19 protein-coding genes are annotated in these 13,929 nt (G+C 38.6%); 12 read left to right on the top strand and 7 right to left on the bottom strand.

What is annotated here, in order from left to right; translation table 11 throughout:
* Nucleotides 1-122 precede the first annotated feature (122 nt).
* The 12 genes from ACEQ81_RS00175 to ACEQ81_RS00230 all read left to right on the top strand — a co-directional run bounded on the left by ACEQ81_RS00175 (nt 123) and on the right by ACEQ81_RS00230 (nt 8,584).
* On the top strand, nt 123-617 hold the full coding sequence (locus tag ACEQ81_RS00175) for a hypothetical protein (RefSeq protein WP_411028817.1): 495 nt from the start codon (nt 123-125) through the stop codon (nt 615-617).
* A 13-nt stretch (nt 618-630) separates the two neighbouring features.
* On the top strand, nt 631-1,059 hold the full coding sequence (locus ACEQ81_RS00180; RefSeq protein WP_411028818.1) for a DUF1801 domain-containing protein: 429 nt from the start codon (nt 631-633) through the stop codon (nt 1,057-1,059).
* 64 nt (nt 1,060-1,123) lie between these two features.
* Entirely contained in the window at nt 1,124-1,603 is a 480-nt protein-coding gene (locus ACEQ81_RS00185) for an L-2-amino-thiazoline-4-carboxylic acid hydrolase (RefSeq protein ID WP_411028819.1), read from the top strand.
* 107 nt (nt 1,604-1,710) lie between these two features.
* The gene (locus ACEQ81_RS00190; RefSeq protein WP_411028820.1) at nt 1,711-2,418 is read left to right on the top strand and encodes a DUF4386 domain-containing protein; all 708 of its coding nucleotides are present in this window, start codon (nt 1,711-1,713) and stop codon (nt 2,416-2,418) included.
* Between the two features lie 3 nt (nt 2,419-2,421).
* Nucleotides 2,422-3,132, top strand: a complete 711-nt coding sequence (locus ACEQ81_RS00195; protein WP_411028821.1) for an ATP-binding protein — start codon at nt 2,422-2,424, stop codon at nt 3,130-3,132.
* 81 nt (nt 3,133-3,213) lie between these two features.
* Nucleotides 3,214-3,648 carry a MarR family winged helix-turn-helix transcriptional regulator gene (locus tag ACEQ81_RS00200; protein ID WP_411028822.1) on the top strand — a complete coding sequence of 145 codons (435 nt, stop codon included), beginning with the start codon at nt 3,214-3,216 and terminating at the stop codon, nt 3,646-3,648.
* Nucleotides 3,649-3,651: 3 nt separating this feature from the next.
* Entirely contained in the window at nt 3,652-4,980 is a 1,329-nt protein-coding gene (locus ACEQ81_RS00205; protein WP_411028823.1) for a S41 family peptidase, read from the top strand.
* Nucleotides 4,981-5,140: 160 nt separating this feature from the next.
* On the top strand, nt 5,141-5,899 hold the full coding sequence (locus tag ACEQ81_RS00210) for a hypothetical protein (RefSeq protein WP_411028824.1): 759 nt from the start codon (nt 5,141-5,143) through the stop codon (nt 5,897-5,899).
* Nucleotides 5,877-6,647, top strand: coding sequence for a molybdate ABC transporter substrate-binding protein (gene modA, locus ACEQ81_RS00215; protein ID WP_411028825.1), 771 nt, complete (start codon nt 5,877-5,879; stop codon nt 6,645-6,647). The genes ACEQ81_RS00210 and modA overlap by 23 nt, the downstream gene beginning before the upstream one ends.
* Entirely contained in the window at nt 6,640-7,044 is a 405-nt protein-coding gene (locus tag ACEQ81_RS00220; protein WP_411028826.1) for a TOBE domain-containing protein, read from the top strand. Before modA ends, ACEQ81_RS00220 begins: the two co-directional genes overlap by 8 nt.
* Nucleotides 7,041-7,712: a molybdate ABC transporter permease subunit gene (gene modB / locus ACEQ81_RS00225; protein WP_411028827.1), complete on the top strand. Its 672-nt coding sequence runs from the start codon at nt 7,041-7,043 to the stop codon at nt 7,710-7,712. The genes ACEQ81_RS00220 and modB overlap by 4 nt, the downstream gene beginning before the upstream one ends.
* Nucleotides 7,709-8,584 (top strand): ABC transporter ATP-binding protein, encoded by an 876-nt coding sequence (locus ACEQ81_RS00230; RefSeq protein WP_411028828.1) that lies wholly within the window; start codon nt 7,709-7,711, stop codon nt 8,582-8,584. Before modB ends, ACEQ81_RS00230 begins: the two co-directional genes overlap by 4 nt.
* A 47-nt stretch (nt 8,585-8,631) precedes the next feature.
* On the opposite strand, the gene ACEQ81_RS00235 is transcribed toward ACEQ81_RS00230, so the two are convergent.
* From ACEQ81_RS00235 to ACEQ81_RS00265, 7 genes are all read right to left on the bottom strand, one after another.
* The gene (locus tag ACEQ81_RS00235) at nt 8,632-9,978 is read right to left on the bottom strand and encodes an MFS transporter (RefSeq protein ID WP_411028829.1); all 1,347 of its coding nucleotides are present in this window, start codon (nt 9,976-9,978) and stop codon (nt 8,632-8,634) included.
* Nucleotides 9,979-10,138: 160 nt separating this feature from the next.
* Nucleotides 10,139-10,525, bottom strand: coding sequence for a hypothetical protein (locus ACEQ81_RS00240; RefSeq protein ID WP_411028830.1), 387 nt, complete (start codon nt 10,523-10,525; stop codon nt 10,139-10,141).
* Between the two features lie 11 nt (nt 10,526-10,536).
* Nucleotides 10,537-10,785, bottom strand: a complete 249-nt coding sequence (locus ACEQ81_RS00245; protein WP_411028831.1) for a hypothetical protein — start codon at nt 10,783-10,785, stop codon at nt 10,537-10,539.
* Nucleotide 10,786: 1 nt separating this feature from the next.
* On the bottom strand, nt 10,787-11,170 hold the full coding sequence (locus ACEQ81_RS00250; RefSeq protein ID WP_411028832.1) for a hypothetical protein: 384 nt from the start codon (nt 11,168-11,170) through the stop codon (nt 10,787-10,789).
* A gap of 11 nt (nt 11,171-11,181) precedes the next feature.
* Entirely contained in the window at nt 11,182-12,600 is a 1,419-nt protein-coding gene (locus ACEQ81_RS00255; protein ID WP_411028833.1) for a hypothetical protein, read from the bottom strand.
* Between the two features lie 245 nt (nt 12,601-12,845).
* On the bottom strand, nt 12,846-13,523 hold the full coding sequence (locus ACEQ81_RS00260) for a hypothetical protein (RefSeq protein ID WP_411028834.1): 678 nt from the start codon (nt 13,521-13,523) through the stop codon (nt 12,846-12,848).
* 201 nt (nt 13,524-13,724) lie between these two features.
* Nucleotides 13,725-13,907, bottom strand: coding sequence for a CPXCG motif-containing cysteine-rich protein (locus ACEQ81_RS00265; protein ID WP_411028835.1), 183 nt, complete (start codon nt 13,905-13,907; stop codon nt 13,725-13,727).
* Nucleotides 13,908-13,929: the final 22 nt, after the last annotated feature.

Here is a 13,929-nt window from a genome sequence, read left to right on the forward strand (position 1 = left end):
TCAAAGGATGTATATTTAGATAGTACTTAAATTTAAACGCTAAATTTGATACTTATCAAAAAAAGACTTAAACATATTGAACCGCGGTTTGTTCTAAAACTGTCTAATACAACTAAATAAAAATGAAAAATAATATACTCTTATTAATACTCTGGATACCCTTGGTTACCTGTGCCCAAAACACTGACCTTTCTATATTTGATAATCTTGTTACAAAAACCTGGAAAGCTGAAGGAAATTGGGGAGATGGAAGTAAATTTAAACAAGAAATAGTGTTTACATACGCTTTGGATAGCACTATAATACTAGTTAACTCTAAGGGGTTTATTAATAAAGAACAAACCAAATTAGGTGTAAGAAATCACGGAGTACGACAATTTGACAAAAAATCTGACCAAATAAAATTTTGGGAGTTTGATGTCTTCGGTGGACTAACGGAAGGGACCGTGTTTTCTGAAGGAAAGAATATCCTATATAAATACAGTTATGGAGATTCGACGGTTACGGATATGTGGGAGTATGTAGACGACTCAACTTATAATTTTAAGGTGGGGAACTACGAAGATGGGAACTGGAAACAGATATATCTTAATACACAATTTAAAGCAGTAGAATAAAAGTGCTTCATCAATGAATAACCTAGAAGTAATAACTAACCCGGCCGTTGAAAAGGTTTTTGACAATTACCCCGAAACGGTTAGGGACAGAATATTACAACTTAGAAGTCTAATCTTGGAAACGGCTAAAGAAATAGCCGAAATAGTTAGCATAGAGGAAACATTAAAATGGGGAGAACCTAGTTATTTGGCTAAAAAAGGAAGTACCATACGTATTGATTGGAAAAAGAATAAACCAGACCAGTATGCTATGTATTTTAAGTGTACGAGCAAGTTGGTGCCTACTTTTAAAGCCATTTATAATGACAAATTTAAATTTGAGGGAAATAGGGCGATAGTTTTTAAACTAGATGACAGCATTCCGGAAACTGAACTAAAAAAATGTATTGCAACCGGTTTAACCTATCACAACGTAAAACAGCTGCCGCTGTTGGGTTTATGAAACCTAAAAGCGATCAGGAAAGAATCATTGGAAGAAAACCGCTTTCGATACCATAAGTTATCTCATGGAAAAGGAAACAAGCCACCAAAAAATAAGTCATATTAAGCAAAGGGAAATTCAGGCGTCCATTGCAGTTCCTATTATCAACGGATTTATAAAAGAAATAGGAAAAGAACGTACGCTTCAAATTCTATCCCAGATAATAGAACAAGATGCCATAAATTCTGGCCATGAATTGGCAAGCCAATTTAAAGGAAACGGAATCAACGAACTATCACAGCTTGTACGGGAAGTATGGTGCGATGAAGGGGCACTGGCTATTGAAATTCTGAAGGAGACCGAAAATGAATTTCATTTCAATGTAACCAAATGCCGTTATGCAGAAGTCTATAAAAAACTAGATGTACCAGAACTAGGCAAATGCCTTTCTTGCAATAGGGATTTCTCATTCAATAAAGGGTTTAATCCCGAAATAACATTAGAAAGAACGCAGACCATTATGGAAGGCGCAGATCATTGCAATTTCAGATATTCCAAACCATGAAGGTCTTTCTATCAGCCAAAGCAGGTAAAATGCGCTAGAATTTAGAGGTATAAATCCACCGCATGTAACAACTAACACGTCCGTTCGTCCTATTAAAAACCAAAGAGATGAACAACAGAAATAAAACAGCCAGACTTGCCGGACTACTTTACTTAATCCTTGTTATTAGTGGAATTATAAATCTTATGTATATCCCTTCACAATTGATTGTTTGGGAAAGTCCCTCGGAAACCCTAGAAAACATTATAAACTCCGAATTGCTGTTTCGGCTAGGTATCATCAGTGGAATAGTAACTTTTTTAGCTTTTTTACTTCTGCCCTTGGCATTATATAAATTACTCCATGAAGTGAACAAAACCAGTGCGGCCCTGATGGTGCTTTTTGCCATAACCAGTGTCCCCATTTCTTTTGTGAACATACTGCATAAATTTTCTATACTTACATTGATAAGCAAACCCAATTACCTAAAAGATGTAGATATCTCCGAAATTCAACAACAAACCATGTTTTACCTAGATCTATACAATAATGGCGTAGAAATTTCCCAAATATTCTGGGGCTTATGGCTATTGCCTTTTGGGTATTTGGTGTATAAATCGGGGTTTCTTCCAAAAATTTTCGGTATGCTGCTCATGGCAGGGTGCTTTGGATATTTAATTACATTTTTTGGTGATTTTCTATATCCCGACTTTCATAAAACCACCTTCTCCACAATTGTTGGGTTACCAGCATCAATAGGTGAAATAGGGATATGTTTGTGGCTTTTGATCGCCGGGGCACGAACTTTGAATTTTAGAAAAAAGCAGCTAACTTGAGGCGTGACCAAAAAATGCAAAACATATTTCAACTGGAGCTCGGGAAAAGATGCTTCGTTAGCGCTTTACCATCTGCAAAAGGATGAAAAATTTAAGGTCGATAGATTACTTACCTCCATCAATACGCATCATGATCGGGTTTCTATGCATGGCCTCCGAAGAGATCTGTTAATAAAACAGGCAAATGCTCTTGAACTTCCCGTAAGTTTTATTGAACTGCCAGAGGAGCCTACCATGGAAGTCTACAATGGGCAATTGACCCGGATAGTAAAAAACATGCAATCCCAGGGATATGCCCATTGCGGTTTTGGTGATATTTTTCTAGAAGATCTGCGTACTTATCGCGAAGAAAAATTAAGCCCTTATAACATCAAATGCCTCTTTCCATTATGGCAAAGAGATACCACAGAACTAATAAAGGAATTTTTGCGACTTGGTTTCAAGGCTATTGTCATTTGTATCAATGCCGATTTGTTGGATGTCTCTTTCGCGGGGCGCCAGATTGACGAGAACTTTTTAGATGACTTGCCGTCAAATGTAGATCCTTGTGGCGAAAACGGGGAGTTTCATACCTTTTGCTTTGATGGCCCAATTTTTTCCCATCCCGTAAAGTTTACTATTGGAGAAAAAGTGTATCGAGAATATAAAAGCCCTAAAGAAGGTGATGAAGGTAGTGTGGGTTTTTGGTTTTGCGATTTACTTGTAGATAATTAATGGGAGGTTTAAACCGCAAATTATGGTAAAAATTTGTATTTTATTTGATATATCAATTATATTTGTATCAAATAACAAAACATGAACTTAGGTCTAGCCCCAAAAACCGTTTTTTACACCATAGAACGCACAATAAAAAGCTACAGGAAGTTTTCACAAAAAAATATATCCAAAGTAGTAAGTGATATTACCATTGATCAAAAGTTGGTACTTCAGTATCTTAACGATTATCCAGAACTGTCCCAAAAGGAAATAGCGGAACTGGTTTTTAAGGATAATGCTTCCATGACACGTATGATCAACATCATGGTTAAAAAAAAATACCTGAAACGTTCAACGAATCTTAAAGACCGTAGAAGGTATAAAATTGAGATTACCCAAAAAGGAAACCAGGTACTGTCCAAATTGCCTATGGTGATCAAAAGCAATAGAGAACAAGCGCTTACCGGGGTAACACAGGACGAATTGGTGCAACTGGAAAAAATATTGAACAAAATTTTATCAAACCTCAAATAACTTATGAAGAATTACAAGACATTTTTGATTAGCGCATATTTAATTGGCCTTCACCATTTTGGATATGCGCAAAAAAAACCAGACCTACTTACGTCATCCGAAAAAATAGAAACCACCAAATCCGTAGGAAGAATAATCAACGAAAACTATATATTTCCGGAAGTAGCCGATAAAATTGTTGCCCTGTTAGATGGCAAATTAAAGAATGGCGAATATAAGGCGGTTAAAGACCCATCAGAATTTGCCGAGATGCTTACCAAAGATATCCAATCGTTTAACCACGATCGGCACTTAAGAGTGCTTTTTGAGCCTCAAAGAATTGCCGAACAAAAAAAAGTGATCAGTGCAGAGGACCGTTTACGGCTTGAACAAGACTATATCGAAGAACTTAAGAGGAAAAATTATTTTTTTAAAGAGGTGAAAATACTAGAGGGGAACATTGGCTACATAGATTTTAGGAGGTTCAGAGATCCCATATATGCCGCCCAAACTGCAATTTCTGCCCTTAATTTCTTAAGTAATACAGAGGCAATTATTATAGATCTTAGATATAATGGAGGGGGGTCTCCAAAAATGGTACAACTTATTTCGAGTTACTTTTTTGGAGACGAACCTGTTCATCTCAATTCTATCTACAAGCGAAAAAACAAGCAAGATAAACAGTATTGGACCCTACCTTATATTGATGGAAATAAAAACCCCGATGCACATTTGTATATTCTCACCAGCAAAATGACCTTTTCCGGGGCCGAGGAATTTGCTTATAACCTAAAACACTTAAAACGGGCCATCCTTATTGGTGAAAGTACCGGAGGAGGCGCTCATCCTGGAGGCCGGATTGCTGCCAACGACAAATTTAACGTTTGGACACCCACCGGACGTTCCATTAACCCCATCACAGGAACCAATTGGGAAGGTGTGGGTGTAATACCCCATATCCAAACTTCTGCCCAGGAAGCCCTGTTGGCTGCGCATATAAAAGCTTTGGATTCGCTAAAAACCGAAAGTGAGGATCTAAATCAAAAAAAATATTATCAATGGCATCTGCAGATTTTAGAAGCCAAGAGAAAACCGGCAAGCGTTGCATTATCTACTTTAAAAACCTATGTTGGCGATTACGGCATCAGGAACATTAGTTTAGAAGACGGAAGCCTTTATTATCAAAGGAAAAACGCAACAAGGTATAAGTTGATCCCCGTAGATCAAACAACTTTTATCATGAATGAATTTCAGGATTTTAGAGTGCAGTTCTCAAAAAGCAACAATGAAGTTGTTGCCTTACTGGGACTAAATGAAGATGGAACTTCAACAGAATACAAAAAGACCAAATGATAACCCCCCAACAATAATATACCATCACCGCGCAAGACTTTGCGAAACCTTTTGAGTTTGTTACCGCTTCTGTATTAAAACGAAATATCTACACAAGGGGTGCGCTCCTTTTTGCTAACTTAGTCCCTGCACTCTCAGAATCATTTGCAAAACAATAGTAATGAAATTTAAGCTGGTACCTATATTGGATAGGATGGAAGACCTCTACAAGTCGCCAAGGACCCATGAGCGATTTGAAAGGTACCTTTTTATGCTTCAAGGAAAAGAAAAAGGTGAAATGGTCTTACCGATTGCCGGTTACAACCCCATGGGCAAAGCAAACGTATTGCTAAAAATTCGGGAACTGAAAAAACTACAGGCCGAACTTCTGATCGAAGAAACTTTGCAAAAAATCAACAATGATGTAAAAGGGAAGGTAAATAGGGAAATAGAGGTGGTCATTAATCTTGCCGATGATGTAGGGGGAGCTTGGTCTAACTTATATACAACCGACTTTTCAAGTAAATTTGACATAACCGCCTTATTAAAAAGAAACTTTTGCACCCCGTATTATTGGACCAGCGAAAACTATACGGAGGAACTAATTGTGCGCAGGGCGAAAGAATATGTCTTTCGGACCCTGTTTCGGGAAAATAATGGAAATCCAAAATCCTTAAAGGACCACCTACTGCAAGAGGTTTTTGTTCAAGATAAATGCAATAACAAAGAAAATAGGTATGTTCATGGCATTACCCATACCAAAATCGAAAAATTCTATTTGGAACACGCAAAATCTAAGGATTACAATCTAATATTCAACTTCTTTTATGGAGATGAGGCTTCAAGATCATTAGAATATGCCTGCTGGGGAATAAAAAGATTTGCGGGTTTTGAATATGCAAAATACGTATCAAAAAGTGAAAAGGATCTTACTTTTTAGGAGTATACCTCTTATCCTAGTTCTCTTGTCCGTAGCTTGCGCCGATCGGAAAGGAAATAATACCGTTATGGTTGCCACATCGGCCAACATGCAATTTACCATGACCAAAATTGTCGATAAATTTTATGAAAAAACAGGTATCGATGTAACACTGATCGTTAGCTCATCGGGTAAACTTACCGCTCAAATTAAAGAGGGCGCACCGTATGATGTGCTGGTTGCAGCAGATATGAAGTACCCTGTGGAAATATTTAACAGCGATCTTGCCGAAACATCCCCAAAAACTTACGCCTACGGCAAGTTGGTGCTTTGGTCTATGAAAGATAGTATTAACCCTTCAATTGCCATGCTCTCCGATGATACCGTTTCCCACATAGCTTTAGCCAATCCCAAAACAGCGCCATACGGAATTGCCTCGGCAGAAGTGTTGAACCATTACCAAATTTATGATGAATTGGAAGGTAAGCTGGTTTTTGGGGAAAGTATTGCACAAACCAATCAGTTTATAACCTCTGGAGCGGCAGAAGTAGGGTTTACTGCCATGTCTGTAGTGTTATCACAAGAAATGAAGGATAAGGGAAAGTGGGTAGCCCTAGACGCCTCCTCCTATACCCCTATTGAGCAGGGTATTGTCCTCATTAAACGCGGCAAAGACAAAAATAAAGCCGCAAGGCGGTTCTACGAATTTATTTTTTCGGAAGAAGCAAAAAAGATATTGATGAATTTCGGATATTCGGTAGATGAATAGGCTTCAAGGAAATATAGCCGATATAGAAACAAGCGGCAATTTGTCCGTGGTTTCGGTAACAATTAATGACCAGGTTTTGCTAAAAGCCATTGTTGTGGAGACTCCGGAAACGGCCACCTATTTACGGATGAGCAACCAAGTTTCCGTGCTGTTCAAAGAGACCGAAGTTATTCTTGGTACTGGCGAAAACCATACCATTAGTGTACAGAACAAAATACGCGGAAGTATAATAAATATAGATAAAGGGACACTTTTAAGCAAGGTACGGCTAAATACCGTTGCAGGTGAGATTACAGCTATTGTAAGTACGGCCGCTGTGATAGAACTTAACCTTAAATTACAACTGAATGTTACTGCAATAATTAAGTTAAATGAGATGATGCTTTCAGAATTATGAATTGGGACCCACTATTTGTAACGTTTAAATTGGCCTTGATAACGACCGTTATTCTTTTGGTTTTATCAATTCCTTTGGCGTATTGGCTTGCCTATTCAAAATCGCGTATTAAGCCAGTCATTGAAACTTTGGTCAGTATGCCCCTAGTTTTACCTCCTACGGTGTTGGGGTTTTATTTTTTGGTGGCGTTCAGCCCAAACAATGCTTTTGGCAATTGGTTAAACGATTGGTTAGGTATTAAATTGGTGTTTTCCTTTCCCGGCTTGGTCATTGCATCGATCATATATAGTTTGCCCTTTATGGTGCATCCCATTCAATCAGGGCTATCGGGGATTCCAACTTCCTTAAAAGAAGCTGCTTATGTTATGGGAAAATCCAAATTCAGTACCTTAAAAAACGTATTGCTGCCCAATATTAAACCTTCTTTGCTTACAGGTGTAGTTCTTGCCTTTGCGCATACAGTTGGGGAATTTGGGGTGGTTCTGATGATTGGAGGAAACATTCCCGGGAAAACAAAAGTTGCTTCAATTGCCATTTATGATGAAGTGGAGGCATTGAACTATGATGCGGCCAACTACTATTCCTCAATACTTTTTGTAATTACCTTCTGTATTCTTCTTTTGGTCTATTTAATAAACGGAGGCTACATAAAACGCTTTTGGAAATGATCTTGATCAACATACAAAAAGATTTGCATGCAGCTAGCGGCGATATGACTCTCCGTTTAGACCTTCATATTAAACCGGGGCAGCTGGTTACGCTATATGGATCATCGGGTGCAGGTAAAACCTCCATGCTAAGAATCTTGTCCGGTTTGTTAAAGCCAGAAAAAGGAACAATTACGGTGAATGGAAAAGTATGGTTCGATGCCGAAAAGAAAATCAACCTAAAACCCCAAGAACGTAACATTGGCTATGTATTTCAAGATTATGCCTTGTTTCCCAATATGACGGTTTTACAAAATCTTGAATTTGGTTTGATTAAAAATAAAGACCATAAGATTGTATCAGAACTCATCGCCATTATGGAGTTGGGAGACTTACAACATCGAAAACCAGAGACACTTTCGGGAGGACAAAAACAACGTGTAGCTTTGGCAAGGGCCTTGGTACAACAACCCGATATATTGTTGTTAGACGAACCGCTTTCGGCCCTAGATGTAAAGATTCGGCTGAAGCTCCAGGATCATATCTTGCAGGCACATCGTAAATTTGGGCTCACTACGATATTGGTCAGTCATGATATCGGTGAGATCCACAAACTCTCGGATTGGGTCTTTGTCTTGGAAAACGGTGAATTGGTGCAAGAAGGCAGTCCTTCCGAAGTCTTTGTGAATGAAAAGATCAGTGGTAAATTCCAATTTAAGGGCGAGGTGCTAAAAATAGAGCAAGAAGAGGTGGTTTTTAGCGTAACGGTGCTCATTCAGAACGAAGTAGTTAAGGTTATAGCTCTAGAAGCGGAAATAAAAGACCTAAAAGTTGGCGATAAAGTTATTGTCGCCTCCAAAGCCTTTAATCCGGTTATTTATAAAATTGATTGAGGCCGCGCTTTGTTGTACACGCACGTTTTTTAGAAATAGCCCACCAACTATGCGGACATCGTATCCAAGACCGGTGATACTTTGTGCTTTACCCTAAGAAAGTTAATCAACATTAAAAGGGTTATAATCAAAAAGATGATTGCGCCAATCAAAAAAACTATAGTATTGATACGTTCAAAAAGAATACCTCCCAATACCAGTCCAAACATACTGGCCATACTGCCCATACTATTACCATAACCTTGTATGGCACCTTGCATCTGGGGACTTCCTGTACGGGCCAATAGTGATAAAAAACTGGGCCACATTAATCCATTTCCAATAGAAAAAGCCGTATTGGCCACATATAAAAGAACAACCTGTTGTATGGAAAGCAACGCAAAGCCTCCTGCGATGAAAAGGGAACCTACCAAAATTAAAGATCGATTAGGGACTCTACTGGAGAGTACCGAAAGTACGGGCCCTTGCACCAAAATCATTATACCGCTAGAGTATGCCAGAAATAAGCCCAAATCAATAGCGGTCCATTCTAAAACAGTATTAGCATATATGGGCAAACCTGCATAAAAAAGGCTAAAGCCCAAAAAGGTAAGGAAATACACACTGTACAATAAGGGAATCCCGGGTTGCCTTAAGATGGTTGCCCACCCTTTTTTCTCCGGGTTGGCCTCTATATCGCCATCCAAATAACAATCTTTGTGCTCTACCTGAAAAAAACGACGGAAAGAACTTGTCCTTAATGGTCCTGTATCCACCACACAGGGGTTACTCTCTTTTAGACGTGTATTGATCACAAAAATGGCGATTAGGGAAATTACTGCTGCCAATAACAAGGGCAACACTTCGCCCAAAAAGGTAGAGGCCAGCACTCCGGCCACCGCTGGGCCCAACACAAAGCCAGTACTTGTGGAAGCACCCATTTTTCCAAAATTCCTATCCCTGTCCTCATCTGTGGAGATATCTGATAAATAAGCGTTTGCGACTGAGACATTACCTCCTGTAAAGCCATCGAAAATGCGTGCAACAAAAATGGTTATCAAGGGTAAGGTCATTACATAACTCCCCGTAAAATCTGTATGCTGAGACCACAATTCGGTCTTGGGCAGCATAAAGGCCAGCAAAAAGAGCAGCCATGCCACAAAGGTGCCCAACTGACTTATTACCAACACTTTTTTCCTTCCAATACGATCGGACAAACTTCCCAGTATAGGAGCTCCGATAAACTGAAAAAAAGGATACATGGCCCCCAAAATGCCATATATAAATCCGTTTCCGCCCATATCTACAACAATAAAAATTAGTATGGGAATAACGATACTATATCCAAGTATGCCAATAAAGTTGACCAAGAGGATAGGAAATATTTTTGACGGAATAATGGTGGATAACTTCATAACTCAGCTCCTTTGGAGATATCCTAAAAGTAATGAATTAACAAAGGGTAATCAATGTAGGTATTTAAATTTGGCAACACCGAAATTATTGTGCAATATCCCGTGGCTATCAGGAGTGACGGCATCAGAGGCTAAGTCTTCTTACAACGGTACAATTTGATTATATTGATTCTACCACTGCTTCAACTCGTATAAAAGCACTTTTTTTGATAAAAAAGATAATATATTTACTTATGTCCGTGCCGAACCTTATTTCATCAAGATTAATTCCCTTGTTCTTATCATAGGATTTGGATTTTCGAACAAATCTTTTAAGGTTTAGTACTTTTTTTGGTCTTAATCCATAAAGTATTTCTGATTCCAAAAAGTAAAATGTCTCATAGGTAGATTCCTTAATATAGTATAGACCAGACTGTTCTTTAAAGGTTTCTATGTACTTGTCGTCATATTTGAAATACAATGTATCCTTGAATGTATCATTTTGGCCTAGAATGGAATTTGTTATGCTTACAAAAACTGTAAAAAACAAAAAGGTAAGATTCTTCATGATTTACTTTATTAATTTGGGCATAGCTTGGTCAATGTGTGAAGATTTTCTCTTAGGGCTGCTTCCAGCACGCGCTTTCTACTTTCCGGTACTGTACGCCATAGTTCAACCTCTATCCCTTCGCCTCTTAATCCTTGCCAGGCCAAAGCATCGTATAAAGGATCCAAGGAAATCTTGCCATTATTAGAAAGAAAATTATAATCGGTCCGAAGCTTTTGCTGGTGAAAGCTTTTAAGTGTTGCTGCGCTACTTTTTAGCACCTTACTCTATTTCCAAAGTAGGAATAACCCGGATAAAAGTGTCTTTCTTTACAAGAAACACAATGCGTTTGCTGAGATAATTCCCAAAATCTTCGTCATCCAGATTAACTCCTTTACCTTTTCGATAAAACTCCGATTTACGGATAAATCGCTTCAAATTCAATACTTTACTGGGTTTTAAGCCTCTTAATTTTTCGCGTTCTCCGAGATAAAAGGAATAATATGAATACTCTCGTAAATAATTGTGCCCAGGTAGTTCCGGATAAGTCTGGATGTACTTGTCATCATACTTAAAATACAAAGTGTCCTTGGCCGTTTCATTTTGAGCTTTAACGGAACTTAATATACCAATCATCACTACCAATAGAAAAGTACAATTTTTCATAATTTACCTTATTAATTTGGACATCTCTTGGTCAAAGCTGGCAGGTGTTCCCTAAGAGCTGCTTCCAATACCCTCTTACGTCCTGCTGGTACAGTATTCCACAATTCAGTCTCCAGTCCCTCATTCCTTAATCCCTGCCAGGCTAGGGCATCGTATAAAGGATCCATGGAAATCTTGCCATTATCCGAGAGAAAATTATAATCGGCCCGAAGCTTTTGCTGGTGAAAGCTTCTAAGGGTAGCCGCCATTTCCTTTAGATATAAATCCGCCATGGTATTGTGCTGAGGGCTTGCTCTAAAGATACCGCTTTTATAGCGTGTATAGGTTTCTCTAAAGTCTAGGTCCCCTGATGTTGGAGCACTAGTATTTAACTTTCGAAACATTTCCGCATGTACGTACTCGTGAATAATAGTTCTTGCTAAATCCAATGTCGATTTGTTTCTTGATTGGTTACTACTAATCTCAATCTTAATGGTTCTGCTTCCTAAAGGAAGGGATGTATTCCCATTAACCTCCCTGACTAGCCCCGTATTACGATCTCTATTTACCACTACATTTTTAGAAACGATCTCTATATCAAACTCCGATTTTCCTCTAAATTTTTCCAAAAGTTCCATAAGAAAGGAGTTGGTCTCGTGCTTGGCATATTTATTCAACAGTTCATGTACGCAGCGTTCCTTTCCTTTAAGGCCATCACTATCTATTTTATCATAGACGGCTTTTTGTGCCTTTTTTCTATAATAATTGGCATAAGCCTGCCCCATGGAACTATAATTGTTATTAGATCTCCAAAACTGGTGTATGCCCATAATGCCGGGCCTTGGCGGTGCATATTTTGGAGTACGTGCCGGAGCGGTAAGTACCACCTCCTTTAAACGAATACCACAGGCAATTCCGATACAGGTACTTCTTGGCAGGGCATAAGAACGCAATCTAATCTCTCCCAGTAAATTGCCTCCCTTGTACATATAACTGTTAAGCACGGTTCCGCGCAGGTTGGTCATAACCCTATGGCCCGTAAATCTTCTACTCCTGTCTGCGGTATCGCCAGCCTCTTTTTCAGTAGGTACCTCGTTCAACAATACGGTTTGCAGTTCCCCATCAATTTTAATTTGTAAAACATAGCTGTTTACATTTTTAAATTTGGTCTGAGCGGTAATAATGTTAAGTTGTTCCTCGGAATCACTAATGGGTAGCTGTTCTATGGTAGAAAGGTCTACATTTAGTTCAATATCATTTCCTTCTTTAAACGCCTTGGAGTTTTTTAATTCTTTGAAAAAAGCCGTGGACTCCGCTATGGAAACCGTCTCAAAATCTGTCTCCTGCGTAATTGCAATCTCTTCCGTATCTTCTACTAAATTCTCCTTGTGACAACTTATCATATGTATGCATATGAGCAACAATAATGCCGATTTAATCTTTAACTTCAATGTAATGTTATTTAGGTTATTTCATTGACCGTAGTAAGGTGGAAAACCTCGGGATTACTACAGTGCTTTTAACAAGGGGGTCGTTATTTCCGGTAAAAAGGTCTTCTTATTGGAGGAGCTCCATTACCAAAATTCGAAACTAAAAAAAAGGGTGTCGAAGGGGGTGAAAAAACACTCCCAATATGTAAGGGCCAACCCTTACTTTAAGGTAACAGTATGGTATATAGCCATATAGATTCAAAAAATTATAGCAGGCCACGTTCTTTGGCCGCTGCTATAAGCGAGAATACATCGTTAGAATTCAAATCCAATAGCTCCGCCAGCCGTTTTTTTCGTTTTTCGATACCAGACAAGGATAAGGGCAAAAAATTGGGTAAATCCTTTATCTTTTCTCCTTTGGAAAGGTAATACAGTATGCTGCGATCGATTTGATCTATGGGTAGCCCCAAACACACTTCGCTACGTAGAAAATCCACAACGGTTTTGCTATATGCCGTGTTGTTCTCCAAAATAGCGTGCAGATAACTTTTTAATAAGACAAAATCCATTTCGCCCTTAATCAAAAAACCTTCCGGGTTAATATTCCGAAGTAACGTATAGAAACAATAATTGTCCTTTATGGAAGTAATTATAACGATTTTGGTTTCGGGAGAATACCTTCTTAGACTTATGCCAAGTTCCTTACCATACATGGCCGTATCCCCATCAATAGAAACTAGACGCAAATCCAAAATAGCTAGCGCATACCACTGATGCCCAGTGGCTGAGGTCTCAATGGCGGTTAGTGCAGGTTCAAAATTGTGGTATACATCACTGTCAAATCTTAGTTCTTTCGAATCCTCCGAAAGTTCTTGTAAGATTAACTGATAGACATTGCAGGTCAACGGTTCATCCTCTACGATCAGCACACGGTACTGTTTCATTTGCTAGTAGGTTAAGTTCGTAGGGGTACTATGAAATATGCAAAATTTGGGCCATTTTTTCTAAATTCCGTTGTGGACCACAACTAAATTTATCATCCTAAACATTACTCATTGATTATCAAATAACTAAAAGGTTTTTTTGAGCCGTGTTTTATGACAGTCTTCGCATGAGCGAGCCATAAGGTCACGTTTTATTAAACACTACTGCTCCAAACTCCTCACTTCTAGAGAGGTAAGCACCTCATTTTCAAACCGAGTGGTAAGTTCAATAGGATTACAGCATACCTCGCAATCCTCGATATATGTTTGTTCGGCAATGGACGTGTCTAGAAGCATGGATATCTGTTGCCAACAATAAGGACACTGAAAAACTTGTTCCAACATAACATTTCCTAATAATTAAAGT

Source organism: Spongiimicrobium sp. 3-5 (assembly GCF_046557915.1).
Taxonomy (GTDB): domain Bacteria; phylum Bacteroidota; class Bacteroidia; order Flavobacteriales; family Flavobacteriaceae; genus JBHEBG01.